The organism is Pseudomonas sp. ADAK2, from assembly GCF_012935755.1.
Lineage (GTDB): Bacteria > Pseudomonadota > Gammaproteobacteria > Pseudomonadales > Pseudomonadaceae > Aquipseudomonas.
Window position 1 is genome coordinate 3674784 of record NZ_CP052862.1, and the last position, 25925, is coordinate 3700708.

Genomic DNA, 25925 nt, shown 5'->3' on the forward strand with positions numbered 1-25925 from the left:
GATCAGATCGGCCGACAGATCCAGTGCAAGTAACGCCCAAGCCCGGCGAAGCTTGGGTGACGACGGTGGGCCAGTTCCATTTCGAGCAAGTCCACCAGTTCGGCGCGGGCCTGGAATTCCACCGGCATGTAGTCGTGAAAAACCCGCACCCCACTCTGGGTTTCGACCTGCCACATACCTTCAAGTTGCGCCGCCAGTTCCCGCGGATCAAGCGGCTGTTGCGGGGTCAGGCTCTGCTTCTCGCCGGCCATGTCGTTCTTGCGCATTTTGCGGAAGTGGCCCTTGAGCAGGTTGCGGTAGATCAGCGCGTCGCGGTTATAGAAGGCCAGGGATAACCAGCCCTCCTTGGTCGTGAGTTGATGCAATACCGGCAGGATCGCGTGGGGTTCGGCCAGCCATTCCAGCACGGCGTGACACAGCACGAGGTCGTAGGGTTCGGTGAGCTGGCCGAGCAGATCCTGCCACGGCGCCTGAATGAAGGTCGCGCTCTGCCCGGCGTCGGCGAAGCGTTGGCGCGCGCCTTCGAGCATTGGTGCGGCGGGTTCGGCGAGGGTCACGTCATGCCCGCGCTGGGCCAGCCACAGCGACATATGGCCGAGGCCAGCGCCAATGTCGAGGACGCGCAGCGGACGGTCCGGCAGGGTTTCGGCCAGGTCGGCTTGCAGCACGGCCAGGCGAATCGCGCCTTTGGCCCCGCCGTAGATTTTTTCCGCGAAACGGGTCGCCAATTGATCGAAATGACGGTCGCTCATCAGCTGAACCGCCGTTCGCTGTCCGCGAGTTTGCTGCGCACCACTTCGTTCATGTCCAACCCCAACTCGCTGCACAGCAATAAGAGATAGAGCACGATGTCGCCGACTTCCTGCCCGGCGTGGGCCAGTTTGTCGGCCGGCAATTGGCGTGACTGGTCTTCGCTCAACCACTGGAAGATTTCCACCAGCTCGGACATTTCCACGCTCGCGGCCATGGCCAGGTTTTTCGGGCTGTGAAATTGCCGCCAGTCATTGCGGTCGCGGATGGCGTGCAGGCGTTCGGTCAGTTCAACAAGGTTCATCGGGCTCTCCTGAAGGCGTATAGCTTCGGGGGGATGGGCAGTGAAGGCAAGTGCCAGCGTTTTCCTGCGCTGATCGTTCCCACGCTCTGCGTGGGGACGATCCAAACCCTCTATGCTAGTAGGGAACTCGGCACTACGATCCGCGGCCCAAGTCAGGCGCGGCAACCTTGCCACCACAATCATCAGGACGCCCACATGCAGGTAGAAAGTTTCTTTGAATGGCTCGGCCAGGCACTCGGTTCGGTCATCCGCTTTATCGTCGACGGCCTCAGTGGCCTGTTCAACATCCTCAGCCACGCGGGCGCCAACTTTGTCGAAGGGCTGTCCCGGACGCTGGGCATGGACACATCGATCATCAGCATCATCGCGCTGATCATCGGGCTGATGCTGTTATGGTCGGCGATCCGGGCGTTCATGAATGCGTCGATCATCATGGGGATCATCTGGTTGTTGCTGGGGCTCTGGTTGCTTAGCTGGATCATCCACTAGCACCCCTGATCGTTCCCACGCTCTGCGTGGGCATGCAGCCCGGGAGTCATTCCCACGCAGAGCGTGGGAACGATCATCGCAAACTGTCGTTACAATGCCCGCTCCCCAAGGAGCCTGCATGTCCAACCTGATCGCCGACTGGCGCGACCGCCCGACCCATCGCAAGGTCTGGGCCCTCGCCGCGCCCATGATCCTCTCGAACATTTCCGTACCGCTGGTGGCGCTGGTCGACAGCACCGTCATCGGTCACTTGCCCCACGCCCATCAACTGGGCGCCGTTGCGGTGGGCGCCAGCCTGTATACCTTCCTGGCATGGGGCATGGGTTTCCTGCGCATGGGCACCACCGGTTTTGCCGCACAAGCGGCCGGGCGTGGGGATGGCACGGCGTTGCGGCAGATTTTGTTGCAGGGCCTGTTATTGGCCATGGGCCTGGCCATCGTGTTGGGAGCGGCGGGGATTCCGTTGAGCGGCGTGGCGCTGCACTTCATGCAACCGTCGGCGGAACTGGATCAACTGACTCGCGAATTTTTCCACACCCGCTTGTTTGGCCTGCCCGCCGCGCTGGCCAGTTATGCGTTGGTGGGCTGGTTCCTCGGCACCCAGAATGCGCGGGCACCGCTGGTAATTCTGCTGGGCACCAACCTGGTGAACATCGCGCTGAACCTGTGGTTCGTCCTCGGGCTGGACTGGGGCGTGGTCGGTGCCGCCCGAGCGTCGGTGATTGCCGAATGGACCGGTGCGCTGATCGGCCTGTTGATGACCCGCAAGGCCTTGCGCGCCTATCCCGGGCACATCGCCTGGGCCGCCCTCGCGTTGTGGCAGAGCTGGCGCCCGCTGCTGGCGGTCAACCGCGACATTTTCATCCGCAGCCTGGTGCTGCAATCGGTGTTTTTTCTGATCACCGTACAAGGCGCGCGGCTCGGTGACGCCACGGTCGCGGCCAACGCGCTGCTGCTCAACGGTTTGCTATTGACCGCCCACGCCCTCGATGGTCTGGCCCACGCCGTGGAAGCCCTGTGCGGCCACGCCATCGGCGCCCGGGATCGCGATTCTCTGCGCCGCTCACTGGTGGTCGCCGCTGGTTGGTCGTTGATCGCCAGCCTGGGCTTTGCCGCGCTGTTTCTATTCGCCGGACACTTGTTCATCGAGATGCAAACCAACATCCAGAGCGTACGTGACACGGCGTTCATCTACCTGCCCTACCTCGCCGCCCTGCCGCTGATCGCGGTCTGGAGTTACCTGCTGGACGGGTTGTTCATCGGCGCCACCCGCGCCCGGGAAATGCGCAACGGCATGCTGTTGACCATGCTGCTGTTGCTGCCCTTTGCCTGGGCGTTGCAAGGTCTGGGCAACCACGGGCTGTGGATAACCTTTCTACTGTTCATGTTGCTGCGCAGCCTGACGCTTGGTGTGTTTGCCTGGCTCCTGCGCCAGAACGATGGCTGGTTCGCCGGCACGCATCGGTAATCAGGGTTGCCCGCCCTGCCAGCGGTTGCGCAGGTGATCGAGACGCTCCTGCTGGCTCAGCCCCGGCAAGGGCTGCGTCGGCAACGCGCCGGGGTGCTGCAAGCGCAGCCACAACCAGCCATCCAGCACCGGGCGTTCGCTGAAGCCCAGCGCCAGGCCTTCCTGCACATGGGACCAGAGGCGGTTGTAGTCGGTACCGGTGGATCGGCTCCAGTGCCAGGTGTGTTGCTCCAGCAAGCAGGTTTGCAGTTTTTCCCGCTGGCGAGGGCTGAGGTTTTCTTCGACCGCCAGCGGACTGACCGCAAGTCCTGGATTGAGCAACTGCTGCCAGCCCTGGCTGCCAATCGCCCGGTCGGCCCAAGTCCCGCCGAACCAGCGCAACTGACTGATCGGGCCGAGCCAGCGACTCAGTTCCTCGGCATCGCAGGCATCGAAGAAGTAACTGGCACAGTGCGGGTTGTAATAGCTCAGCAGCGCCCGGTGATGGACGCCGAGCGTCACCGTGAGCATGCGCCGCAAATGCGCCAGCAGCGGCGCCGGCGATGCCTCGCTGACCAGCAGCAAACCTTGCCAGGTGTGCGGCTCACGGTAGCAAAGCTCGATCAGCGCCGGGCAATCCTGCAGCTCGATCAAGGCCGGTCCTTGCTCGCGCAACGGATGCAACTCAGTGTCTTCGAACAACCAGAACCAGGGCACATCGGTAAATCGCCGCTGCAGCATGGCCGCCGCGCCAGGGACACCGGGCTCATCCAGCAATAGCCATTGCGAGGTCGGGTCGGGCGTCTGAGCGCCGATCATGCCGCACCGCTCTGACCAAACAGCGTTACCGCCCGACAAGTGCAGACCGATTCCCGACAATGACTGAAACTGCCGCCGCCGGGCAGCAGGCAGAGCAGCAGCAAGGGTTCGCTCGATCGCAGCAAGGCCAGTAAACCTTCCGGTTCAGGCTGCACCGGGCTCGGCACTTCAGGCTCGCTGGCGCAAGGCGGGCCCTGAAGCAACCCGGTGATCAACGGTTGATCCGGATCGCCCTCGATGAAACTGACCACCACCTCGGCCCCCGCCCCCACTGCGAAGAAGCCGCGTTGTCCAGTTCGGGGGCCAACGGCAACCAACAGTGATCCGGTTTTGCGCCTTCGCCCTGATAGAGCCAGTCGAACTGCACAGCCACGGGACGAGATGGATCGGGCCGGGTTTCTTCAACATCGACAACCCAGGCCCGTTGCAGGCTGAGCATCCTGGGTTTCGCCGGCCCGTGGGCTGCCACCCAAGGCGCCTGCCACGGCACCGCGCGTATCGTGTTGGAATAGGCAAACAGCGGCTCCTGCCCACCCCGGTGCTCAACCTCAATCAACCGCCACATAGCATTCCACTCACTGACCGGATGCCCGGCCACTGGCATGAGTTGTCCACTGCGCAGCGTCGTCAGCGCGGTACAACCTTCGGCGACCGGTGTCGTCTGCACTCCGGCTTGCACCTCGAACCAAGACACTGCGCACGGCTCGGTTTCGCCCGGGAACACCAGCGTTTCTGCACGGCGCGCGAGCCCCTGATCGTCACCAATGATCAAACAGTGGCCGCGACTGGAATGCTCGAAGTGGTAGTGAAGACGCTCTTCGGCGCACAAACGCTGGAAAAATTGCAGGTCCGACTCACGGTATTGCGTGCAGAAATCCCGGGGCGGGTAATCGTCGCTCAACGCCAGACGCCAGTCCTTGCCGGCAATGCCGTGCTCCTTGAGCACCTGGCGAAGAATCTGCGGCACCGAACGCGCGCTGAAGATACGCCGGCTGAAACGCTGGGCCAGGCACGCCAGTTTCGGCCGCAGACGGACACGACACAGCCGGGACAAGGCGCCATGTTCACGCTGGACGAGTTCATGCAATTGCCCGTGGATACCGTTTCCCGAGGCTTCAAACTGCAAGAACGCCCCGCGATAAAGCAGGCTGGCAAGGTCGAGTGTCGGGTCATCGATCAGCAAATCCACCTCGAACGCAAACGGCTCGCTGATGGCTTCACTGCCGGTAAAGGCCAGGACCTCAAAGGCGTCGGGCAGGCCCGCTACATCCAGCCGAAAGGACGGCTCGTTGACTGGATCGAACATCGGCGATTCTCTACAGGAGGGGCGGCCGGGGATTCTCGCTGAGAGACATGGCCGAGTAGAGAGCTGAAGTACAACTTAGGAAATGACCTACGCGAAAAGAAGACCAGATCGCCTTAGTAGCGGTTGATATGAGTGATTTCGCATGAAAATAGAGAAATGTCCCATCAGGCCATCTGAAATTTCCGCGGTGTACGGAACATTTTCAGACAACCCGATGGGAGCAGTGCCTTACCTCAAGAGGACAGGTAAGACGAACGGGTCAGGCCCAGGCGCAGTGCGTCGAGGAACTGCGTGCGCTCGGCCGCGGTGATGCGTGCACTGGCGCATTTGTCGCGGTAGTGGGTCATCAACTCTTCCGGCGACAAGTGCACGTAGCGCAGCATGTCTTCGATGGTGTCGTGAGTCTCGATCCCGGCGTGGTACACGCTGCCGTCGGCGTTCTGGTAGATGTTCACCGAGTCGGTGTCACCGAACAGGTTGTGCATGTCGCCGAGGATTTCCTGATAGGCGCCGACCAGGAAGATCCCCAGCAGGTAGTCTTCACCTTCGTTCAAACCGTGCACAGGCAGGCTGGTCTCGATGCTCTGCTCGTCGACGTATTGCTTGATCTTGCCGTCGGAGTCGCAGGTCAGGTCTTGCAGCACCGCGCGGCGCATCGGCTCTTCGTCGAGACGGTGCAGCGGCAGGATCGGCAATACCTGGCCGATGGCCCAGGTGTCCGGCAGGCTCTGGAACACCGAGAAGTTGCAGATGTACTTGTCGGCGAGCTTGTCGTTGAGTTCGTCGAGCACCTGGCGGTGCGAACGCTGACGCGCCTTCAACGAGTTGTGCAGGCGACGGCATACGGCGAAGTAGCATTGCTCGGCCAGGGCTTTTTCCGCCAGGGTCAGCTTGCCATCGGCGTACTGGGCGGCGATGTCGCTCATGTAGTGCGTGGCACGCCAGTAGGTTTCGGTGACCATCTCGATGTCGGTCGGACCCAGCAGGTCAACCAGCCACTGCACGGTTTCCGGCAGCTCTTCCTTGTTCTCGATCTTCGGCACGTCGTCGTTGTGCTTCTCGACGTCGGTCACTTGCACCACCAGCATGGCGTGGTGGGCGGTCAGGGAGCGGCCGCTCTCGGAGAAGATGTTCGGGTGCGGCAGGCTCTGCGCGTCGCAGAATTCCTTGAGCATCCCGACCACGACACCGGCGTAATCGTCCATGTCGTAGTTGATCGAACTGGCGTTACGCGAGTGCGTACCGTCGTAGTCCACGCCCAGACCGCCGCCGACGTCGATGTGGTCCACCGGCAGGCCGAGGTTGCGCAGTTCGCCGTAGTAGCGGATCGCTTCCTTGAAACCGTGCTGGTAGTCCGCCAGGTTGGCGATCTGCGAGCCCATGTGGAAGTGCAACAGGCGAATGCCCTGATCCAGGCCCGCCGCGCGGAAACGCTCGACCACCGACAGCAGTTGCGCCGCCGACAGACCAAACTTGGATTTCTCGCCACCGGTGTCCGCCCACTTGGACGAGGCCAGGGACGACAGGCGCACGCGCAGGCCAACCTGAGGCTTGACCTTCAGCGAGGCCGCTTCTTCGATCACCAGCTCAACTTCGGATTCTTTCTCGATCACGATGAACACGTTGTGGCCGAGCTTCTGGCCCATCAGCGCCAGGCGGATGAACTCGCGGTCCTTGTAACCGTTGCAAACGATGGTGCCGCCCTTCGGCGCCAGTGCCAGCACCGCCAGCAGCTCAGGCTTGGAACCGGCTTCGAGGCCGATGGACACGTCCTGCGTGGCAATGATGTTCTCGATCACCGCTTCTTGCTGGTTCACTTTGATCGGGTACAGCGCGGTGTATTTGCTCTGGTATTCCAGGCGCTCGATGTTGGCATCGAAGGCGCCGGTCAGCTGACGCACGCGGTCTTGCAGGATATCCGGGAAACGCACCAGCAATGGCAAGGACAAACCGCTTTTGCGCAGCTGGTCGACTTGCTCGAACAGGTCGATAGGCGAACTGGTCGGACCGTTCGGACGAACTTCGACGCGACCGGCGTCATTGATCGCGAAATATCCGGCCCCCCAATGGCGGATCCCGTAAACACTGCGGCTGTCCGCAACTGTCCATTGGCTGCCATCGTCTTTGCGTGTGCGTCTTACGGACATTGAAGTCCCCTATAAAGAAGTCATAGAGCGTCGCCTGGGTTCAGGCCGGCGCAGTCTAAAGAATGAAAATGACGGTTCGTCAACGAGGGGATAGACCTCGCTGAGCGCAGTGAGTTTAGAAACCAGTCAGAACAGGCTCTGTGAAAACCATGTGGGCGACGCCAGGCCTGCTGTCAGGACCGGGTCAAGCCGAGGGTGGTTTTCACAGAAGCTGCTAGCCGCCGGACTTCTTCGCCTTGAAACCCAGCTTGATCAGCTCGGCCAAGAGTAGCTCGACATGATCGCCCTGGATTTCGATGATGCCGTCTTTCAACGCCCCACCGGTGCCGCAACGCTTCTTCAACGTGGTCGCCAGGGCCGTGAGCGCATCGAGGGCCAGCGGCACGCCGGTGATGGTGGTCACCGTCTTGCCGCCACGGCCCTTGCTTTCGCGACGCACGCGAGCAATGCCGTCGCCGGCCGGGATCACGGTTTGTTTGCAGATACAGGCATCCACCGGTTGGCTGCAATCCGGGCAATGACGACCTGCGTCGGTGGAAAATACCAGGCCACCAAGGGCGGCGAAGGATGCGGCTTTTTTGGCCACCGGCAATCCTCTTGGGAGGACAAAGACTGGCCGCGGCAACCTGGGCAGGCGCCATCGACCGCGAAGCCCCACTCAGGCAGGGGCAGCGCTACTGAACCGGTAAACCCTGTAGGAGCGAAGCTTGCTCGCGAAAGCGGTGTGTCAGGTACATCCATTCCGGATGTGCCGCCGTCTTCGCGAGCAAGCTTCGCTCCTACAAAGAGCAATGTCGGTTCAGCTTGAAAAGGTCGCGCAGTGTAACGGCAAAAAGCCGACTTGCTAAGAGCCAATCGGCGCCAATTTATAGCTGTTTTGCGACGTCGGTTTGCTGAGCCCGCAGATAACGCTTCAACGCGGCCAAAGAGTCCGGGCAGTAAGGCTTTTGCGTAATTTCCAGCATCACCTGATCGATCGGAATAAAGCGCGCTTCAAGCACTTCTTCCGGCTGCAGGATCAACGGGCCGTCCCACACCGCCGAAAACGCCGAACACCAGAGGCGATTACCGGTGTCTTCGAAGAAAAAATGGTCATGGGCGGTCAGTTCCACACCGCTCACCCCCAACTCTTCTTCCAGCTCACGGGCGGCTGACTCGGCGTAACTCTCGTCCGCCTGCACCATGCCCCCCGCCGCCACGTCCCAGTAACCGGGATAAATGGCTTTGCTCAGGGTGCGCCGGTGTACGCAGAGTTCACCGGCCGAGTTGAACAGCATGATGTAGGTGCCGCGCCCGATCAGCCCGCGTTCGCGCAAGTCGCGGCGGACCAGGCCGCCGAGCAGGTTGTCCTGCTCGTCGACCCAGGCGATCTGTTCGGCATCCGAGGCCGCGCGATGGGCGGCCTCCCTGGCGTTATCGACCATGACTCAGCCCTGGTTAAGCAGTTGACGCAAATCGATCACCGCCGCGTTGGCCCGAGAAATGTAGTTGGCCATGACCAGCGAGTGGTTGGCCAAGACCCCGAAGCCGCTGCCGTTGAGGATCATCGGGCTCCAGACCGGCTCTTGCGAGGCTTCCAGTTCACGAATGATCTGGCGCACGCTGACCGTGGCGTTTTTCTTCGCCAACACGTCGGCGAAGTCGACTTCGATGGCGCGCAGCAGGTGGGACAAGGCCCAGGCCTGGCCGCGCGCTTCGTAGAACACGTTGTCGATCTGCATCCACGGGGTTTCGACGATTTCTTCGTCAACCTGTGGTACCTGGCCTGGCACCACCACTTCGGTTTTCAGCGAAGTGTTGAGCTTGACCCGGCCAACGCTGGCCGACAGACGTTGCGACAGCGAACCCAGACGGGTCCCGACATCGCCCAGCCAGTTGTTCAGGTTGTCGGCGCGGGCGTAGAACAGCGCGTTTTTCTGCGACGGATCGGACAGGCGCGCCTGGTAGCGGCTCAGGGAATTGATGCCTTCCTGATACTCCGACTCACTGGACGGCAAGATCCAGCTCTTGTTATCGAAGTTGAAACGCGGCTCGGCCTTGGCCAGGTCCGAGTCTTCCGCCGATTGCGACTGCGAGCGTGCGAAGTCTTTACGCAGGGCGCGGGTCAGGTCGCGGACCTGGACCAGCACGCCATATTCCCAGCTCGGCATGTTGTCCATCCACAGGCCCGGCGGGAAGCGGTCGTTGGAAATGTAGCCGCCCGGCTTGGTCAGCAAGGTACCGGCAACGGTCTTGAGGGTTTCCACCGTGGTGTAGCCGACGACCATTTGCTTGCCTTGTTGCTCGGCAGCGACCTGGGCGTTTTGCTGGACCGGAAACAGCGCAGGCTCTTCGCTCCAGTACCAGCCCAGGCCAATGGTCACCAACAGGTAAATGGCAATCAGGGTGGCCAGCGCCCGGCTGAACAACAGGCCGCTGACGTAGCTGCGGGTGGCCGATTTCGGTTCAGCGGCACGTTCAGGTGCGCTGCCCGCGCGGTTCTTCCAGTCCAGCATGGCGATATCCTTTCAATCACTTGAGTTCATCGGTTCGACCACAACCCTACGCCATCGTGCCGCTTTTTGCCGCGCCTAAATCCTGCGCGAAACAGCGTGCCATACAATCGCAGCGATCGAGGCGCCACTATAAATGAAGCACAGCCTTGTAGCAGCTGCCGAGCCCGCGAGGCTGCGTTCGGCGGCGCAGCCGTCGTAAAACCTGAGCGCGAGATTTTCCTGAAACACCGCGTTGTCTGATTTCACGACGGCTTCGCCGCCGAACGCAGCCTTCGGCAGCTGCTACACGGATCGTTCTCGACCGCCTGGTCAGGAACTGAATGAGGTCGCTTTGCAGATTATTGACGTACGACACTCATGTGATTGAAAAGAGGTGCTAGCATAGAGCCACCAGTCGACCTCAGCATGCACCCTAACTAGTAGTCAGGATATGACCGAGCCAGAAGACCCCAGCCGTGAGCGCCTCAAGCACCACTTTGCCCAGCGGGTAATTCATCAGGCACGTCAAATTCTTGAGATATGGCAGCGCCTGCAACGCAGCGAGTGGTCCACCACCGATTTATCCGAGCTGAGCGAGGCCAACCTGCGCCTGCTGCGCTTTGCCGAGCGCTTCGAACAGCCGGAACACTCGCAACTGGCGCGCCACATCGGCCAGTCGCTGGAAGCGGTGGACGCCAATCGCGGACGCCTGAGCAGCGGCCTGATCACTGACCTCAACCGTTTGATGCAACGCCTGTCCCGCACCGGCCTGCGTCACGGCGATCAGTTGGACCAGACTTTCCTGCCGCCGCTGCGCAAGCCGATCTACGTGATGCTGCAAGATCACGATCGCGCCGAGCGGTTGGCCAAACAACTGGAATTCTTCGGCCTCAGCGCCCAATCCCTGGACAGCGTGTCGGCGTTTCGCTCTTCGATGGTCGAGCGCTTGCCCGCGGCGATTGTCATGGACGTGGACTTCAGCGGCCCCGGCATCGGTCTTAAACTTGCCGCCGAAGCCCAGGTCGGCCTCGACGAACCGCTGCCGCTGCTGTTTTTCAGCCTGCTCGAAACCGACACCCCGACCCGCCTCGCCGCCGTGCGCGCCGGTGGCCAGGAATTCCTCACCGGCACCCTCGAAGCCTCGAGCCTGCTGGAGAAAATCGAAGTCCTGACCTGCGTCGCCCAGTACGAACCCTACAAAGTGTTGATCATCGACGACTCCCGCGCCCAGGCCTTGCACACCGAGCGCCTGCTCAACAGCGCCGGGATCGTCACGCGGACCTTGATCGAACCGATCCAGGCCATGGCCGAACTGGCGGATTTCCAGCCCGACCTGATCATCCTCGACATGTACATGCCAGCCTGCACCGGTACGGAACTGGCCAAAGTGATCCGCCACAACGACCGTTACGTCAGCGTGCCGATCATTTATCTGTCGGCCGAAGACGACCTGGACAAGCAACTCGACGCCATGAGCGAAGGCGGCGATGACTTCCTGACCAAGCCGATCAAGCCCCGGCACCTGATCACCACCGTGCGCAACCGCGCCGCCCGTGCGCGCAACCTGAAAGCGCGGATGGTCCGCGACAGCCTCACCGGTCTGTACAACCACACGCACATTCTGCAATTGCTCGAGGACTGCTCGTTCCGCGCCCGTCGCGAGAACAAGCCGCTCAGCTTTGCAATGCTCGACATCGACCATTTCAAACGGGTCAACGACAGCCACGGCCACCCCATGGGCGACCGGGTGATCAAGAGTCTGGCGCTGTTTCTCAAGCAACGGCTGCGCAAGACCGACTTCATTGGCCGTTACGGCGGTGAAGAGTTCGCCATTGTCATGCCCGACACCGATGTCGAATCGGCCCACAAGGTGCTCGACGAAATCCGTCAGCGCTTTGCCGAAATTCACTACCCGGCCCAGCCCCAGGACCTTTGGTGCACCTTCAGCGCCGGGGTGGTCGAGCTGCGGGAAGATTCCGACAGCCTGATGATGGCCAGCCAGGCGGACGAGGCGCTGTACCGCGCCAAGGACGCCGGACGCAACCGCGTGCAAGCCGCGCGGGCGTCAAAGCAAAGTGCCACTTTTTCATCGGAATCCACCGAGTCGGTCATAACCCTGTAATACAAACGCAATAAATTCAGGCGCTTACCATTCTGCCGTTGGTAGACCCGTTATGCGCCTGAAGCTGCTGACCAACCTCAATACCCTCCTGCTGGTCGCCGTGTGCGTCGCCCTCGGCGCCACGCTGTGGTGGTCGCAAAAAGCCCTGGAGCGCCCTTATCTGTTGATGGAGCGCTACTTGGGTTTGTCCCAGCAATTTCAAAATGAAGTGGCGCGCAACGTCGAGGACTACCTGTCCAGCGGCGATGCCCTGCGCTTGAGCAGCGCTGGCCAAGCCATCGACGGTTTGCAAAAAGAACTCAGCGAACTGCCGCCGGCCTTGGCCGAGACCTTGCGCCCGAGCCTGTCGAGCCTTGAAGAATTCAGCAAGACCGACCTGCTGGCTGCTGGCAAACTCGCCGGAGACCCGCAAGCGCTGTTGTTGCAAGCCGAGCGCGAATTGGGCGCCAGCCTCGACCAACTCAGCCAATACGCCAGCGCCAATTCAACCTACCTGACGCCGTTACTCGCTGCCTCCCAGCATTTGGGCAAGCTGTCCCTGGCCCGGGACAAACTGGTCAGCAGCGGTCGCAGTGAACTGGCCGTCGATGTCGAGCGCGAAGTCGCCAACATCCGCGCCCAGGCAGCGTTGTTGGACGCCTTGCCGTTGCTCGGTGTGACCGGCAGCAGCGAATCGAACACCGATGACTTCGCCTCGCTAATGGGCCTGGAGAACACCGAGAAAGCCGTGGCCGAAGATGCCGGCGTCGGCCTCAAGCGCGAACTCAACAGTCTGCTGACGCGCTACCCGGCGGAACTGGCGCGCACCCGCGACCAGATTCAAAAACGAGCCGACTTGAGCGCCGCCACGCACCTGAAAATCGCCGCGGTGCAACAAGCCATCGCCGGCCTGGAGCCAGTGGTGCGCGCCCAGCACGGGCAGATCCAGGGCGAAGTGCGCTTGATGCAAGGTTTGATGATCGGCCTGATTCTGCTGATCGCGCTGCTCATCGATACCTTGCAGCGCCGTTTGGCCCGGACCCTGACTAACCTGGCACCGGCGCTATCGACCTGGGCCGAAGGCGACTTCAGCCAGGACATTCAACTGGGCAAGACCAACCGCGAACTGCATGACATTCAAGCTTCGCTCAATCGCCTGCGTGCTTATCTGGTGGACTTGGTCGGGACTATTCGCCTGAATGCCGAACAGGTCGCCGGCAGCAGCCGGACCCTGGCCGAGCTGAGTAACGACCTGCACAGCGGCGCCCAGCATCAGGCCGGCGACACCGCGCTGATCCGCGACTCCCTTGGCGAACTCGAAGCCACCATTCAACAAGTGGCCGGCGATGCCAGCCAGGCTGCCGACGCCAGCCGCAATGCCGGGTTGGCCGTGGAGCACGGGCAAAAAGTGATCGGCCTGAGCCTCACCGGGCTGCATGCGCTGGTGGGCGAAGTGCAGGGCAACGCGCAGATGATCGAGCATCTGGCCGAAGAGTCGGCGACCATTGGCGGCGTGCTGACGGTGATCCGCTCGATTGCCGACCAGACCAATCTGCTGGCACTTAACGCAGCCATTGAAGCGGCTCGCGCGGGGGAAATGGGCCGTGGTTTTGCGGTGGTCGCCGAGGAAGTTCGCTCGTTGGCGCAACGTACCGCCGGCGCCACGGCCGAGATCCAGACCTTGATCGCCGGCCTGCAAACCGCAGCGCGGCAATCGGTGGAAGGCATGCGCGCCCAGGTCGAACACGCCGAAGCGACTGCCGATCAGGCGCAAGCGGCTGACGGTGCGCTGGATAAGATCGTCGATGCGATCCAGACCATTGCCGACACGGCGGTGCGCATTGCCGATGTCACCGCCCAGCAGAGCGGTGCAGTCAGTGAGATTCGCGATCACAGTGAGCGGATCCACCAGTTGGGTGGGGATAACTTGCTGCGGATTGGTGAGGGGCGTGAGCAGGGGGAGAATCTGTTGGTGCTGGGCGGGCGACTTCACACGGCAGTTCAAGCCTTCCGCGTCTGATAGCCCGCCCCACTGATCGTTCCCACGCTCCGCGTGGGAATGCCTCAATGGACGCTCTGCGTCCGCTGTTGGGACGCGGAGCGTCCCGGGCTGCATTCCCCCACGCAGAGCGTGGGAACGATCAGTGTGGCGGGGCATTCCGCGTCGCTGTCCGCTATCATGCCCTCCACGTCCGATACGCGAGATTGTCATGCGCCGTTTGCTCTGCCTGCTGCTGTTAGTCCTCGCCCTGCCGGCCTCCGCCACCGGGTTGCTGGACAGTCGGCCCAGTTCGACATTGGGCTCGATCAACAACAGCGCCGATTTCCTGCCGGTGCGCGAAGCCTTTCAGTTGAGCCTGGTAGAGAGCACGCCGCAATCGATCAAGCTGCGTTTCGTCGCCACCGAGGGTTACTACCTCTATCGGCACCGCTTCCAGTTTCGCGCCGATCCAGCCGATGTGGCCCTCGGCGCGGCGCAATTGCCCGACGGTGAAAAGAAGCACGATGAATACTTCGGCGACGTCGAGGTTTACCACGGGATTCTCGATGTAGAACTGCCGCGTACCGATCAACGCGCGTTCACGTTGGTAGTGACCTATCAGGGTTGCGCCGACAAAGGCCTGTGCTATCCGCCGGAAACCGAGCGCTTGAGCGTCGATGGCAGCGGCGCGGTGATCGCCGACAAAGTTGCCCCCACGACGGCGAGCTGGAGCTGGCGTGAACTGGCGCTGTTCTTCCTCGCCGGTTTGGGCCTGACATTTACCCCGTGTGTGTTGCCCATGCTGCCGATCCTCTCCAGTGTGGTGCTGCGCGGGCAGATCGGTGGGCTTCGCGGCTTCAATCTGTCGTTGGCGTATGTGCTGCCGATGGCCGCGTGTTTCGCCCTGCTCGGCGCGTTGATGGGGATGTTCGGTGCGCAGCTCAATCTTCAGGCCCGCCTGCAATCGGCCTGGGTGCTGGTGCCGTTCGCGACGTTTTTTGCGGTGTTTGCGCTGGCAATGTTCGGCGTGTTTGAACTGAAACTGCCCCACGCCATCAGCCATCGACTGGACCGAATCGCCGGTCGCACCGAAGGTGGCTCGTTGTGGGGCGCTGCGGTGCTGGGCGTGGTTTCCAGCCTGTTGGTGTCGCCCTGCGTTTCGGCGCCACTGGCCGGTGCGTTGCTGTACATCAGCGCCAGCGGTGATGCGCTGGGCGGTGGCTTGAAACTGTTTGTGCTGGGCCTGGGCATGGGCACGCCGCTGTTGCTGGTGGCCACCGGCGGCGCGGCCTGGCTGCCGAAAAGTGGCCCATGGCTGGTCTATGTGAAAAACGCCATTGGCGTGTTGCTGCTCGCCTTGGCTATCGGTTTGCTGAGCCGCGTGGTGCCGGGCCAGGTGACGTTGCTGCTGGTGGGTTTGCTGTGGGGGGGCGTCGGCCTGTTCCTTGGTGCGCTGGAATTTGTGTATAAACCGCCGCGAAAACGCCTCGGGCAATTGCTCGGCCTGTTCCTGCTGTTTTATGCGATGGCTTGCTGGTATGGCGCTTTCAGCGGCCAGGGCGACTTGCTGAACCCGCTTGGAAGAACTGTTATTGCCAGCAAACCGCAAGCCACCAGTGCCTGGCAAACAGTCAGCACTCCGGCCGATCTTGACCGCGCCCTCGCCGAAGCAAAATCGTCCGGCACCCCGCTGCTGCTGGACTGGTACGCCGACTGGTGCATCAGCTGCAAAGTCATCGAACGCCAAGTGCTCAACGACCCGAAAGTCATCGAACGCCTCAAGGGTTATCGGTTGATCCGCTTCGACATCACCGCCAGCAATGCCGAACAACGCGCCCTGCTCGACCGCTACAAACTGTTCGGTCCGCCCGCGCTGATGTTTTTCGGCAAGGATGGCGCCGAACGTACCGATGTGCGGGTGATCGGCGAGATCAATGCGCAAGACTTCGCCGAACGTGTCGGCAAAGCGAATGACCGGATTTAATCACTCGGTCATATATTTCGCGCAAACATCGGCCATCGTGCTGGCTATTGCATAGAACTGGACAGTCACAAAGGCTTTGCGGCATAGTCGCCGGGTTCTGACAATTGCACACAGATAACAAGGAACAGCAGATGGCGACGCTACTGGTTCTGCACGGACCCAACCTGAACTTGCTCGGCACCCGCGAACCGGGCGTCTACGGGGCGACCACCCTGGCGCAGATCAACCAGGACCTGGAACGCCGTGCCCGTGAAGCCGGTCATCATTTGCTCTACCTGCAAAGCAACGCCGAGTACGAATTGATCGACCGCATCCACGCTGCCAGCAGCGAAGGTGTGGACTTCATTCTGATTAATCCAGCAGCTTTTACGCACACAAGTGTCGCATTACGTGACGCGCTGCTGGCGGTGAGCATCCCATTCATCGAAGTGCATTTGTCTAACGTGCACAAACGCGAACCTTTCCGCCATCACTCTTACTTCTCCGACGTTGCGGTGGGAGTGATCTGCGGCCTTGGCGCCAGCGGTTATCGACTGGCCCTGGAGGCCGCCCTGGAACAGCTTGATACACAAGCTAAACGCCCCTGACCGACCCTTGGGAGTTGATGATTCATGGATATCCGTAAAGTTAAGAAACTGATCGAATTGCTGGAAGAGTCCGGCATCGACGAGCTCGAGATCAAGGAAGGCGAAGAGTCCGTACGCATCAGCCGTCACAGCAAGACCCCGGCTCAGCAGTACTACGCTCCAGCGCCAATGCACGCTCCGGCCCCGGCACCTGTTGCCGCTGCTCCGGTTGCTGCCGCCGCTCCTGCTGCTCCAGCCGCACCCGTACTGAACGGCACCGTTGCCCGTTCGCCAATGGTCGGCACTTTCTATCGCAAGTCTTCGCCATCCTCGCCGTCCTTCGTTGAAGTCGGCCAGACCGTGAAGAAAGGCGACACCCTGTGCATCGTTGAAGCGATGAAGATGATGAACCACATCGAAGCTGAAACCAGCGGTGTGATCGAATCCATCCTCGTCGAAGACGGCCAGCCGGTTGAGTACGACCAACCGCTGTTCACCATCGTTTGAACCGCGGAGAGACTTTGATGACTGCGAAGTTGGAAAAAGTTCTGATCGCCAACCGCGGTGAGATCGCCCTGCGGATCCTGCGTGCCTGCAAAGAGATGGGCATCAAGACCGTCGCCGTTTATTCCACGGCTGACAAAGAGCTGATGCACCTGGGTCTGGCGGACGAATCCGTCTGCATCGGTCCGGCATCGGCTGCAAAGTCTTACCTGCACATCCCTGCGATCATCGCCGCCGCTGAAGTGACCGGCGCTACCGCCATTCACCCAGGCTACGGTTTCCTCGCGGAAAACGCCGATTTCGCCGAACAGGTCGAGAACTCCGGCTTCGCCTTCATTGGCCCGAAAGCCGACACCATTCGCCTGATGGGCGACAAGGTATCGGCCAAGCACGCCATGATCGCGGCCGGTGTTCCAACCGTTCCGGGTTCCGACGGCCCGCTGCCGGAAGACGAAGAAACTGCCCTGCGCATCGGCCGTGAAGTCGGTTACCCGGTGATCATCAAGGCCGCTGGCGGCGGCGGTGGTCGCGGCATGCGCGTTGTGCATAAAGAAGAAGACCTGATCTCCTCGGCCAAACTGACCCGCTCCGAAGCTGGCGCGGCGTTCGGCAACCCGATGGTCTATCTGGAAAAATTCCTGACCAACCCACGTCACGTGGAAGTCCAGGTACTTTCCGATGGCCAGGGTCACGCGATCCATCTGGGCGACCGCGATTGCTCGCTGCAACGTCGTCACCAGAAGGTTCTCGAAGAAGCGCCGGCACCGGGCATCGACGAGAAGGCTCGTGCTGAAGTCCTCGCTCGCTGCGTCAAGGCGTGCATCGACATCAACTACCGTGGCGCAGGCACTTTCGAGTTCCTGTACGAGAACGGCGCGTTCTATTTCATCGAAATGAACACCCGCGTTCAGGTTGAGCACCCGGTTTCGGAAATGGTCACCGGCATCGACATCGTCAAGGAGATGCTCAGCATCGCCGCTGGCAACAAGCTGTCGTACACCCAGGAAGACGTTGTCATCCGCGGTCACGCACTTGAATGCCGGATCAACGCCGAAGACCCGAAAACCTTCATGCCGAGCCCAGGCACGGTCAAGCATTTCCACGCTCCAGGCGGCAACGGCGTTCGCGTCGATTCGCACCTGTACAGTGGCTATGCCGTTCCGCCGAACTACGATTCGTTGATCGGCAAGCTGATCACCTACGGCGCAACCCGTGACGAAGCCCTGGCGCGCATGCGCAATGCGCTGGACGAAATCGTGGTCGACGGGATCAAGACCAACATCCCGCTGCACCGCGATCTGGTCCGCGATGAAGGCTTCTGCAAAGGTGGAATCAACATCCACTATCTGGAACACAAGCTGGCCAACCAGCATTAAGATGTGATCCAGACCAACAAAGCCGCTTTCGAGCGGCTTTGTTGTTTCTGCCTTACGCGTTTCCCGCCAGTGAGCTACACCTGAATGCCTTCATGGCTGGCCGCGCGCTGGAGATAGTCAGCCCAGGGATCACGACCACTGATGGCCTCCTCCAGACTGATCGCGCTACCTGCCGATGCACGCAACCCCAAGCTCGCCGCAAACAGAGTGTTGCTGAGAATGTCAGAGACGAGGCTACGGATTCTGAATGACGTCAGGGTTTGCGGCACGGTCAACACATTGGCATCAGCAGATGCCTGAGCGGTGGCTGGCGCAAAGTGACCGAACGCCTCCAGGATAATCGTAGACGTCACGTCTGGCTTGGGCAGTTCTCCCTTGTCATAGGCTGCCCAGTCAAGAGGCAGAGGCCTTGGCGGCAAACTTTTCGCAGACGCCTGGCCGGACACCGTTTCGGTAACCCCTAACAGACTCTGGGCATTCAAGTCCGTCCGCTCGACGATCATCAACTGCCCAGGGAAAAACTCATAAGTACAATCGGGAAAGGCCGGATGCCGACAAAGTACTACGATGCCGAAACGCCCTTTCGTCGCTGCGCCAGCCTCCGACTGGCTCACGCCGAATAGCGTCAACGCTCCATATTCCAGGCGCTTGCGATGACTCAGCGACAATAACGACACGCAGTAGCGAAGGGCCTGGGCGTAGGCAGACCAAAGCTCTGCTTCCTGGGTGACGAATACCTCGCCGTACGACCGGTTGACGTCGCCCAGCAAATGAAAACGCTCCGCCATAAGCGAGTAATTGAGGCTGCCGCTCGTGGAGTACCAGCTATTCGAAGCCGAGGCCAATTGCCCGGACAGGTGCAAATCGAGCAACGAAGCCTTTTGCACGCTCAGTTCCTGCTCGGCCCCGGTTTCTCGCGAACCTTGCGAATCAACCGGCAGTCGGGCCAGGACTTTCTGCTCCAGCACCTCGTTGCCCGGATAAACCCGGCGCAGATCAGCCAACGCCAGGTCTCTGCGAGTGACGACTACCCGATGAAAGGAGGCAATGGCTGTTTCAAGCGCATCAAATTGCGTCAGCAACGCCCTTTTCGCCGTGGCAAATTCAGCATCGGTAAAGAGCTCCCTGTTTTTCGGCAACAGGCCATTGGCACTCGCCCAGTCGATTACCGGGCCGGTGAATTCCTTCAGGCTCCAGTACTCCGGCTTCATGGACCGCAGTTTGTCCCCGCTCATGATGTTCCCGAACGTCAGGCGCCGAGACGATCCGGGGTACTTCCCTTCCAGATAGGCGACGCAGTGCTTGAAATGCACCCACACCAGCCCCGTCATGTAGGCCATCTGCTCCGGAATGTCACGCACCAGGAACTCGGGCGCAATGCCACTGAACAACAGGTGGGCCGCCAGCGGTGCAGCATCAGCGCTCATCGTGCAGTGAGACTTGAGCCACGTCTCGACACTGCGTAACAAATTGCCATAGCTGTCTGCCCAAAATCGCTCATCGGCCAGGTCGACCCCGGCAATCCGGTTCCTGCTCTGACCCGCCTGCGGGTCGAGGCTGAGGATCACGGCAGCCAGCACCAGCGAGTGGCGACCGGCGCGGGTTATTGCATGCGCGGCCTGCTCCCCTTGCCAGGTCACGGCTCGGGTCAGCAAACCGGCCAGTTTTTGCGCCCGTGGCCCAGCGAGCATTTGCGAGAACAATAGATCAGCCTCGGCCCGCACACTCTCTCCGGTTTTCCCCCTGACGACAGTTTCTGCAAGGTAGTCGAACAACACGCCCTCGCGCCCGGCCATGAACTGCACGGCCGCGGCCTGTACTTGTTGGCGCTGCGACGCTGAAAGCACAACCGTCACCTCAACCCTCTTCAGGGCGGACCAGTAATACAACGACGTTCCGATCCTGGGCATGAAATGCTCGGGCTCTTCGATGATCTGCAGGCGGCGAGCCAACAATGGCGACGACACCGAGGCGAACATCCCACCCAGCGCATTCCAGTACTCAACGGACGAGCGCGGCCGCAGAGGAATCGCCCGCAATCGCTGCGCCAGGCTGCGGGCTTGCAGCGCCGTGACCGGGGCCCCGAAGCTGTAGAACTTCAGCATCTGCTCCAGCGTGACCTCGCCGCTGGATCGCAAGGCTCCACCCGCTCGCTTGGCAATCAGGGCGAGTGACTTGAACTTGTCGGCGAGCACGGCGACAGCCCTCACGGCGTGGTCCAGATCGGCCCAGGAGCCGTCCAGTCGCCAGGCCCCGACATAACCGGAACCACTCACCAGAACATGTCCGGCAGGATCTATCTTCTCGGCAGTCCTGATTCTTCTGAACTCATCACTCTCCATCACCGCCAACAGCTCTTTGCGGCCAAACTCCGTGAGTTCCGCCAGCGGCGAATCAGGATCGATGGAAACATTCGGGGCGGCTGTCGAGACTGTTTCGGTGTCCGCTTTACCACTGCTCAAGGTTTCGAGTTCGAAGCCCATCCAATAGCGGTTATTGAGCAAACCGATGTAACGCCGATGCCTGAGCAGCGCCGCCGTGGAATGTGCCGACGCATGGACATAGGGTGTCGACAACTCTGTTGACTGGCCAAGGGACAGGATCAGCGCCCTGACTTCGGCTGCATCAGTCGGAGCTTCCAGCTCATAGGCCGCCAATACGAAAGCAAGGCTGAAACAGCCATCCGGATGAACGTCAGAACCCAGCTTCTCGGCCTGCGCGGCAAGCTCGCTAAAATCCCCAGCCACTTGCGGCGCCGAGAGCCTGTCGGCGGCGACTGGCTTCGGGACCGCAAAACGGTCGATCTCCATCAGCGTTTGCTCGATCCGGGAAAAATAGTAACCGGTCGGCGCGGACGCTCTCCCCACATTCAATTTAATGCTCAGGCCTTGCAGCACACGCAGCGCCGAATTCATCGTTTGGGCCAGCATCGAGCCGGAATCAAGCTTGATTCGCCTCCGATAGGTTTCTACAAAATCGTAATCCGTATTGCTCGCGAGCTGGTCCTGCATGGCTCTGCCCAACTCGGTGGCCAGCTTCACGCAGTCTTGGGCCTGTTCCGCCTGCTCCACCGAAACAGACGTGGAAATATGGCCACTGCTATCGATGACGGGAAACCCGGACAGCCGTCGTAACTCGTCAACCATGACGTGGGCCTGAGGCCGATTGGCTGGCAGCGGATAGCCGTAGAACGCCAGTGCCGCACGCAGGGAAAACACGTGATTGGAGGCCGTCGATGGATCTCGAATACCGAAGGGATCAACGCCGGCGGGGTCGATGATTTGCACAACGGCGGTGATGGGGTCAGCCACGCCCCACCACCCCGAGTCATCGTGCAGTGCCATGACGCTTGGAGTCGTGACACCACCCTCGACGGCATTGACGTACAAAGTCCCGCCCCGCACCCGCAGGCTGCTCAAGTCCAGATGGCGCTGAACGGCCCAGGCCCGAAACTCCGAGTGCTGGATGGCCTTCAGGTAAACGTCCAGCCATTGCCACAACATGCAATGCTCAGGGAGATCGAACGTATCGGGCATTTCATACCGGACAGTCTCCCGACGGATGGCGGTCGACAGGGCGTCAGTCAATGTATCGATCAGCGCCCGGTCCCCCGCATCCCCCTTGATCTGAAAGTCCGCCAGCCGACTCGAGTCAATGTCCTTGCCGGCCACCTGGCCACGGATATAAAGGTGTTCTTCCATGAAATAAAGCACCGCTGCTAGGGCCCCCAGGTATTGGGAGCGCCATGAGTGCCCCATAGTCCTGCAGCGGTAAGCGAGCCAATAGAAGGTAATTCCGGAAACATTGCGAGATGATTCCGCGAAGCCGGTAGGGGCCTTTCCCGTCGATGAGTAAGAACGCGACCACTCCTCCTCATCACAGCAATCCGGTCGTCTTCTGGGCTGCGCTCGCGTAAACTTGCGCGCTTCTCGCAGCCCGCTAGGCTGCAATCAATATTTTTCAAAGGTGCCCGCCATGCCTTGGCTGCAAGTCCGTCTCGCCATCAGCCCAGAACAAGCCGAAACCTACGAAGACGCTTTCCTTGAAGTGGGCGCCGTGTCGGTGACATTCATGGACGCCGAAGACCAGCCGATCTTCGAACCGGAACTCAACACCACACCGCTGTGGTCTCACACCCATCTGCTGGCCCTGTTCGAGGACGGCACCGAAGCCGCCAGCGTACTGGCCCACATGGAATTGCTGACCGGCGGCCCGCTGCCCGAGCATCACAGCGAAATCATCGAAGACCAGGATTGGGAACGCAGCTGGATGGATGGCTTCCAGCCGATGCGTTTCGGTGAGCGCCTGTGGATCGTCCCGAGCTGGCACGCCGCACCGGAACCGGACGCGGTGAACCTGCTGCTCGATCCGGGCCTGGCGTTCGGCACCGGCACGCACCCGACCACCGCGCTGTGCCTGGAATGGCTCGACGGTCAGGATCTGAAAGACTGCAACGTGCTCGACTTCGGTTGCGGCTCGGGGATTCTGGCCATCGCCGCCCTGTTGCTGGGCGCCAAGGAAGCCGTCGGCACCGACATCGACGTGCAAGCCCTGGAAGCTTCCCGCGACAACGCCGGGCGCAACAACATTGCCGAAGCACTGTTCCCGCTGTACCTGCCAGAAGATCTGCCGCAGGTTCAGGCCGACGTGCTGGTCGCCAATATCCTCGCTGGCCCGCTGGTTTCCCTCGCGCCGCAACTGTCGAGCCTGGTCAAGCCGGGCGGCCGTCTGGCGCTGTCGGGCATCCTCGCCGAACAAGGCGAAGAAGTGGCCAAGGCCTACGCCCAGGACTTCGATCTGGACCCGATTGCCAATCGCGATGGCTGGGTGCGCATCACTGGCCGTCGGCGCTAGAATGAGCGCCTGCATAATCCGGATCGCCGCATGACCGACAGCTTCGTCACCCAGTGCCCGCATTGCCAAACCAGCTTCCGCGTCAGCCATGCTCAATTGAGCGTCGCCCGTGGAGTGGTTCGTTGCGGCTCCTGCTTGCAGGTGTTCAACGCCGCCAAGCAACTGCTTGAGCAACGGGCCGGCAAAGAAGCCGTCAAACCGATCGCCCCGGCCATCGTCGAGCCGCCGGTCCGGGCCATCAGCCAAAAGCAGTGGTCCGCCGCTGAAATGGACCTGGACAGCCTCGACCTGGATCAGGAACTCGCCCGGCTCGAACAGCGGGAAATCCAGCCGACCAAGGAGTTCGGTCATCATCGCGAAGACGCCTTGAGCGCGCGCCGGGACAGCATCGAGGCTGACGAAGAGCCGTGGTCCGACAGTCTGTTCAGCGAATCGGCGGCTGATCGCGCCCAGGCCGTCGAAGCCGACCAACGGGAAACGCAGACAGAACCGGGCAAGCACTCGCGCACTGAACCTTCGTTCTCGCTGGAGCCGGTTGATCTGGACGACGAACCCCAGGTGCCGCAACTGCGCCTGAATGATCCACTCGACACACCCCTGCGCCATGATCGTCTGTCGGCAACCGATACCACTGACGACGGCCTGCCCCCGATTGCCCCCTTGCGCAAGCGACACGAGCGCAGCGAAGCAACCGAACGTGACGAAGCCTTGCACGACCTGACCGACGACCCGCTGCAACTCGGCTGGCAAAAACGCCGTTCGCCGTGGGGCCGACGGATGTTATGGCTGGTATTGACCCTGCTCGCCGCCGCGGGCCTTGCTGGCCAATACATTGCCTACCATTTCGACGAAATGGCCCGCCAGGACCAATACCGTCCATGGTTCCAGCAACTGTGCCCAACGCTCGGCTGTACGGTGCCGTCCAAGGTCGACATCGCCAAGGTCAAAAGCAGCAATCTTGTGGTGCGCAGCCACCCGGATTTCAGTGGGGCACTGGTGGTGGATGCGATCATCTATAACCGCGCGGCATTCTCCCAGCCCTTCCCGCTGCTGGAACTGCGTTTCGCCGATCTCAACGGCCACCTGATCGCCAGTCGTCGCTTCAAACCCGGCGAGTACCTCAACGGCGACCTGGAGGGGATGGCCGAGATGCCTCCACAAACGCCAATCCACATCGCGCTGGACATCCTCGATCCAGGCCCCAAAGCGGTGAACTACAGCCTGAGCTTCCATTCGCCCGAGTGAAACGCTTCAGTGTTCCGGGATTGACGGCGGTTTTCTGACTTTGCCCCCGCGAACCAAACTGCTGGCGATAACAGAATAACTGTTCAGATTTTGTTCAATTCAGCCTTTATCCAGTCATCGAGAGCGGGTATCATGCCAACCCTTTTTCGAACTCTAATGATCCGGCCCCACAACAGGGAAGTCCTATGTCGGCGGTACGCATCGGTCCATATACATTGCACAACGGCTTGATCCTCGCCCCGATGGCGGGGGTCACCGACCAGCCCTTTCGTCAGCTGTGCAAGCGACTGGGTGCGGGGCTTGTAGTCTCGGAAATGGTCACCAGCGACATGAGCTTGTGGAACACCCGCAAATCGCGGATGCGCATGATTCACGAAGGTGATCCCGAGCCACGCTCGGTACAGATCGCCGGTGGCGATGCGCAGATGCTGGCGGACGCAGCCCGGGCCAACGTGGAACTGGGCGCACAGATTATTGATATCAACATGGGCTGTCCGGCGAAGAAGGTCTGCAACAAGGCCGCCGGTTCCGCGCTGTTGAAAGATGAAGCACTGGTCACCGAGATCCTGCAGGCCGTGGTGGCTGCGGTTGATGTGCCGGTGACGTTGAAGATCCGCACAGGTTGGGACCGGGACAACAAGAACGGCCTGACCGTGGCGAAGATCGCCGAGCAGGCGGGCATTACGGCGTTGGCGGTCCATGGCCGCACCCGTGCCGACCTGTACACCGGCGAAGCCGAGTACGACACCATTGCCGCGATCAAGCAGGCGGTGTCGATTCCGGTCTTTGCCAATGGCGACATCGATTCACCCGAGAAGGCCCGGTACGTGCTCGACGCGACCGGTGCCGATGGCCTGTTGATAGGCCGGGCTGCCCAGGGGCGGCCATGGATTTTCCGTGAGATCGACCATTTTCTGCGTACCGGCGAAAAACTGCCGGCACCGGAGCTGATCGAGGTGGAACGTATTCTGCTTGAGCATCTGGCCGCGCTGCACGCTTTCTACGGAGACGTGATGGGCGTACGCATTGCTCGCAAGCATGTGGGCTGGTACCTCGCAACCCTGCCGGGCGCCAGGGAGTTCCGCGCCCACTTCAATCGTTTGGATGGTACGGAAACACAATGCGCCAACGTTCGGGAGTTCTTCGCCGAGCGTTACAAGAGCCTGACAGGGGACGGAGAAGGGGTGGCCGCATGACGATGATGACCGAGACTTTAGTGAGTGGAACAACACCCGTGAGCGACAACGTGAATTTGAAACAGCACCTCAATACGCCGAGCGAAGAAGGTCAGACCCTTCGCGGGAGTGTCGAGAAGGCGCTGCACAATTATTTCGCCCACCTTGAAGGCGCTGCCGTCACGGATGTGTACAACCTGGTGCTCTCCGAAGTCGAGGCGCCCCTGCTCGAATGCGTGATGAACTACGTCAAGGGCAACCAGACCAAGGCCAGCGAGTTGCTCGGGCTGAACCGAGGCACGCTGCGCAAGAAACTCAAGCAGTACGATTTGCTGTAAGCATTCAATCAAACCAGAAAGGCGCCCGCGTAAAACCGGTCGCCTTTTTTGCTGACTCCTTTGCT

The 25925-nt window shown here is 61.1% G+C and carries 20 protein-coding genes and 1 pseudogene; 12 read left to right on the forward strand and 9 right to left on the reverse strand.

Annotated features, from left to right (window positions below; all coding sequences use genetic code 11):
* Nucleotides 1-2: 2 nt before the first annotated feature.
* Together HKK52_RS17060 and HKK52_RS17065 are read right to left on the reverse strand one after the other, a co-directional pair.
* Nucleotides 3-752, reverse strand: a complete 750-nt coding sequence (locus HKK52_RS17060; RefSeq protein ID WP_169371798.1) for a methyltransferase — start codon at nt 750-752, stop codon at nt 3-5.
* Nucleotides 752-1054 carry a MazG-like family protein gene (locus HKK52_RS17065; RefSeq protein WP_017336358.1) on the reverse strand — a complete coding sequence of 101 codons (303 nt, stop codon included), beginning with the start codon at nt 1052-1054 and terminating at the stop codon, nt 752-754. Before HKK52_RS17065 ends, HKK52_RS17060 begins: the two co-directional genes overlap by 1 nt.
* A 195-nt stretch (nt 1055-1249) precedes the next feature.
* On the opposite strand from HKK52_RS17065, the gene HKK52_RS17070 reads away from it, so the two are divergent.
* Entirely contained in the window at nt 1250-1543 is a 294-nt protein-coding gene (locus tag HKK52_RS17070) for a hypothetical protein (RefSeq protein ID WP_169371799.1), read from the forward strand.
* Between the two features lie 118 nt (nt 1544-1661).
* Complete coding sequence (locus HKK52_RS17075; protein ID WP_169371800.1) at nt 1662-3011, forward strand: MATE family efflux transporter; 1350 nt, start codon at nt 1662-1664, stop codon at nt 3009-3011.
* On the opposite strand, the gene HKK52_RS17080 is transcribed toward HKK52_RS17075, so the two are convergent.
* The 6 genes and pseudogenes from HKK52_RS17080 to HKK52_RS17105 all read right to left on the reverse strand — a co-directional run bounded on the left by HKK52_RS17080 (nt 3012) and on the right by HKK52_RS17105 (nt 9757).
* Nucleotides 3012-3809, reverse strand: coding sequence for a DUF4123 domain-containing protein (locus HKK52_RS17080; protein WP_169371801.1), 798 nt, complete (start codon nt 3807-3809; stop codon nt 3012-3014).
* Nucleotides 3806-5115: pseudogene (locus HKK52_RS17085) on the reverse strand (contractile injection system protein, VgrG/Pvc8 family). The gene HKK52_RS17080 and the pseudogene HKK52_RS17085 overlap by 4 nt, the downstream one beginning before the upstream one ends.
* A gap of 233 nt (nt 5116-5348) precedes the next feature.
* A complete protein-coding gene (gene speA / locus HKK52_RS17090) occupies nt 5349-7262 on the reverse strand; it encodes an arginine decarboxylase (RefSeq protein WP_149660678.1) in 1914 nt (637 codons plus the stop codon).
* Nucleotides 7263-7476: 214 nt separating this feature from the next.
* Nucleotides 7477-7848, reverse strand: a complete 372-nt coding sequence (locus tag HKK52_RS17095; protein ID WP_169371802.1) for a translation initiation factor Sui1 — start codon at nt 7846-7848, stop codon at nt 7477-7479.
* A gap of 280 nt (nt 7849-8128) precedes the next feature.
* On the reverse strand, nt 8129-8686 hold the full coding sequence (locus HKK52_RS17100; RefSeq protein WP_169371803.1) for an NUDIX hydrolase: 558 nt from the start codon (nt 8684-8686) through the stop codon (nt 8129-8131).
* Between the two features lie 3 nt (nt 8687-8689).
* On the reverse strand, nt 8690-9757 hold the full coding sequence (locus HKK52_RS17105; protein ID WP_149660676.1) for a DUF2333 family protein: 1068 nt from the start codon (nt 9755-9757) through the stop codon (nt 8690-8692).
* Nucleotides 9758-10187: 430 nt separating this feature from the next.
* Between HKK52_RS17105 and gcbA the strand changes: the two genes are divergently transcribed.
* The 6 genes from gcbA to accC all read left to right on the forward strand — a co-directional run bounded on the left by gcbA (nt 10188) and on the right by accC (nt 18248).
* Nucleotides 10188-11858, forward strand: coding sequence for a diguanylate cyclase GcbA (gene gcbA / locus HKK52_RS17110; RefSeq protein ID WP_123510785.1), 1671 nt, complete (start codon nt 10188-10190; stop codon nt 11856-11858).
* A 955-nt stretch (nt 11859-12813) separates the two neighbouring features.
* Nucleotides 12814-13857 carry a methyl-accepting chemotaxis protein gene (locus HKK52_RS33010; RefSeq protein WP_429528427.1) on the forward strand — a complete coding sequence of 348 codons (1044 nt, stop codon included), beginning with the start codon at nt 12814-12816 and terminating at the stop codon, nt 13855-13857.
* Between the two features lie 190 nt (nt 13858-14047).
* Nucleotides 14048-15802, forward strand: a complete 1755-nt coding sequence (locus HKK52_RS17120; protein ID WP_169371805.1) for a protein-disulfide reductase DsbD — start codon at nt 14048-14050, stop codon at nt 15800-15802.
* A 131-nt stretch (nt 15803-15933) separates the two neighbouring features.
* Entirely contained in the window at nt 15934-16389 is a 456-nt protein-coding gene (gene aroQ / locus HKK52_RS17125; protein WP_169371806.1) for a type II 3-dehydroquinate dehydratase, read from the forward strand.
* Nucleotides 16390-16413: 24 nt separating this feature from the next.
* Nucleotides 16414-16875, forward strand: coding sequence for an acetyl-CoA carboxylase biotin carboxyl carrier protein (gene accB, locus HKK52_RS17130; RefSeq protein ID WP_054044024.1), 462 nt, complete (start codon nt 16414-16416; stop codon nt 16873-16875).
* Nucleotides 16876-16892: 17 nt separating this feature from the next.
* The gene (gene accC / locus HKK52_RS17135; RefSeq protein ID WP_054044025.1) at nt 16893-18248 is read left to right on the forward strand and encodes an acetyl-CoA carboxylase biotin carboxylase subunit; all 1356 of its coding nucleotides are present in this window, start codon (nt 16893-16895) and stop codon (nt 18246-18248) included.
* Nucleotides 18249-18322: 74 nt separating this feature from the next.
* Here the strand turns inward: accC and HKK52_RS17140 are convergent, their stop codons facing one another.
* Nucleotides 18323-21949 (reverse strand): hypothetical protein, encoded by a 3627-nt coding sequence (locus HKK52_RS17140; protein WP_169371807.1) that lies wholly within the window; start codon nt 21947-21949, stop codon nt 18323-18325.
* 274 nt (nt 21950-22223) lie between these two features.
* Here HKK52_RS17140 and prmA point away from each other — a divergent pair, with 274 nt between their 5' ends.
* The 4 genes from prmA (at nt 22224) to fis (ending at nt 25860) form a co-directional block, all read left to right on the forward strand.
* On the forward strand, nt 22224-23102 hold the full coding sequence (prmA, locus tag HKK52_RS17145) for a 50S ribosomal protein L11 methyltransferase (RefSeq protein WP_054044027.1): 879 nt from the start codon (nt 22224-22226) through the stop codon (nt 23100-23102).
* A gap of 30 nt (nt 23103-23132) precedes the next feature.
* A complete protein-coding gene (locus tag HKK52_RS17150; RefSeq protein ID WP_169371808.1) occupies nt 23133-24347 on the forward strand; it encodes a DUF3426 domain-containing protein in 1215 nt (404 codons plus the stop codon).
* Between the two features lie 185 nt (nt 24348-24532).
* Nucleotides 24533-25543 carry a tRNA dihydrouridine synthase DusB gene (gene dusB, locus HKK52_RS17155; RefSeq protein WP_149660668.1) on the forward strand — a complete coding sequence of 337 codons (1011 nt, stop codon included), beginning with the start codon at nt 24533-24535 and terminating at the stop codon, nt 25541-25543.
* Nucleotides 25540-25860 (forward strand): DNA-binding transcriptional regulator Fis, encoded by a 321-nt coding sequence (gene fis, locus HKK52_RS17160; protein ID WP_007907419.1) that lies wholly within the window; start codon nt 25540-25542, stop codon nt 25858-25860. The genes dusB and fis overlap by 4 nt, the downstream gene beginning before the upstream one ends.
* Nucleotides 25861-25925 lie beyond the last annotated feature (65 nt).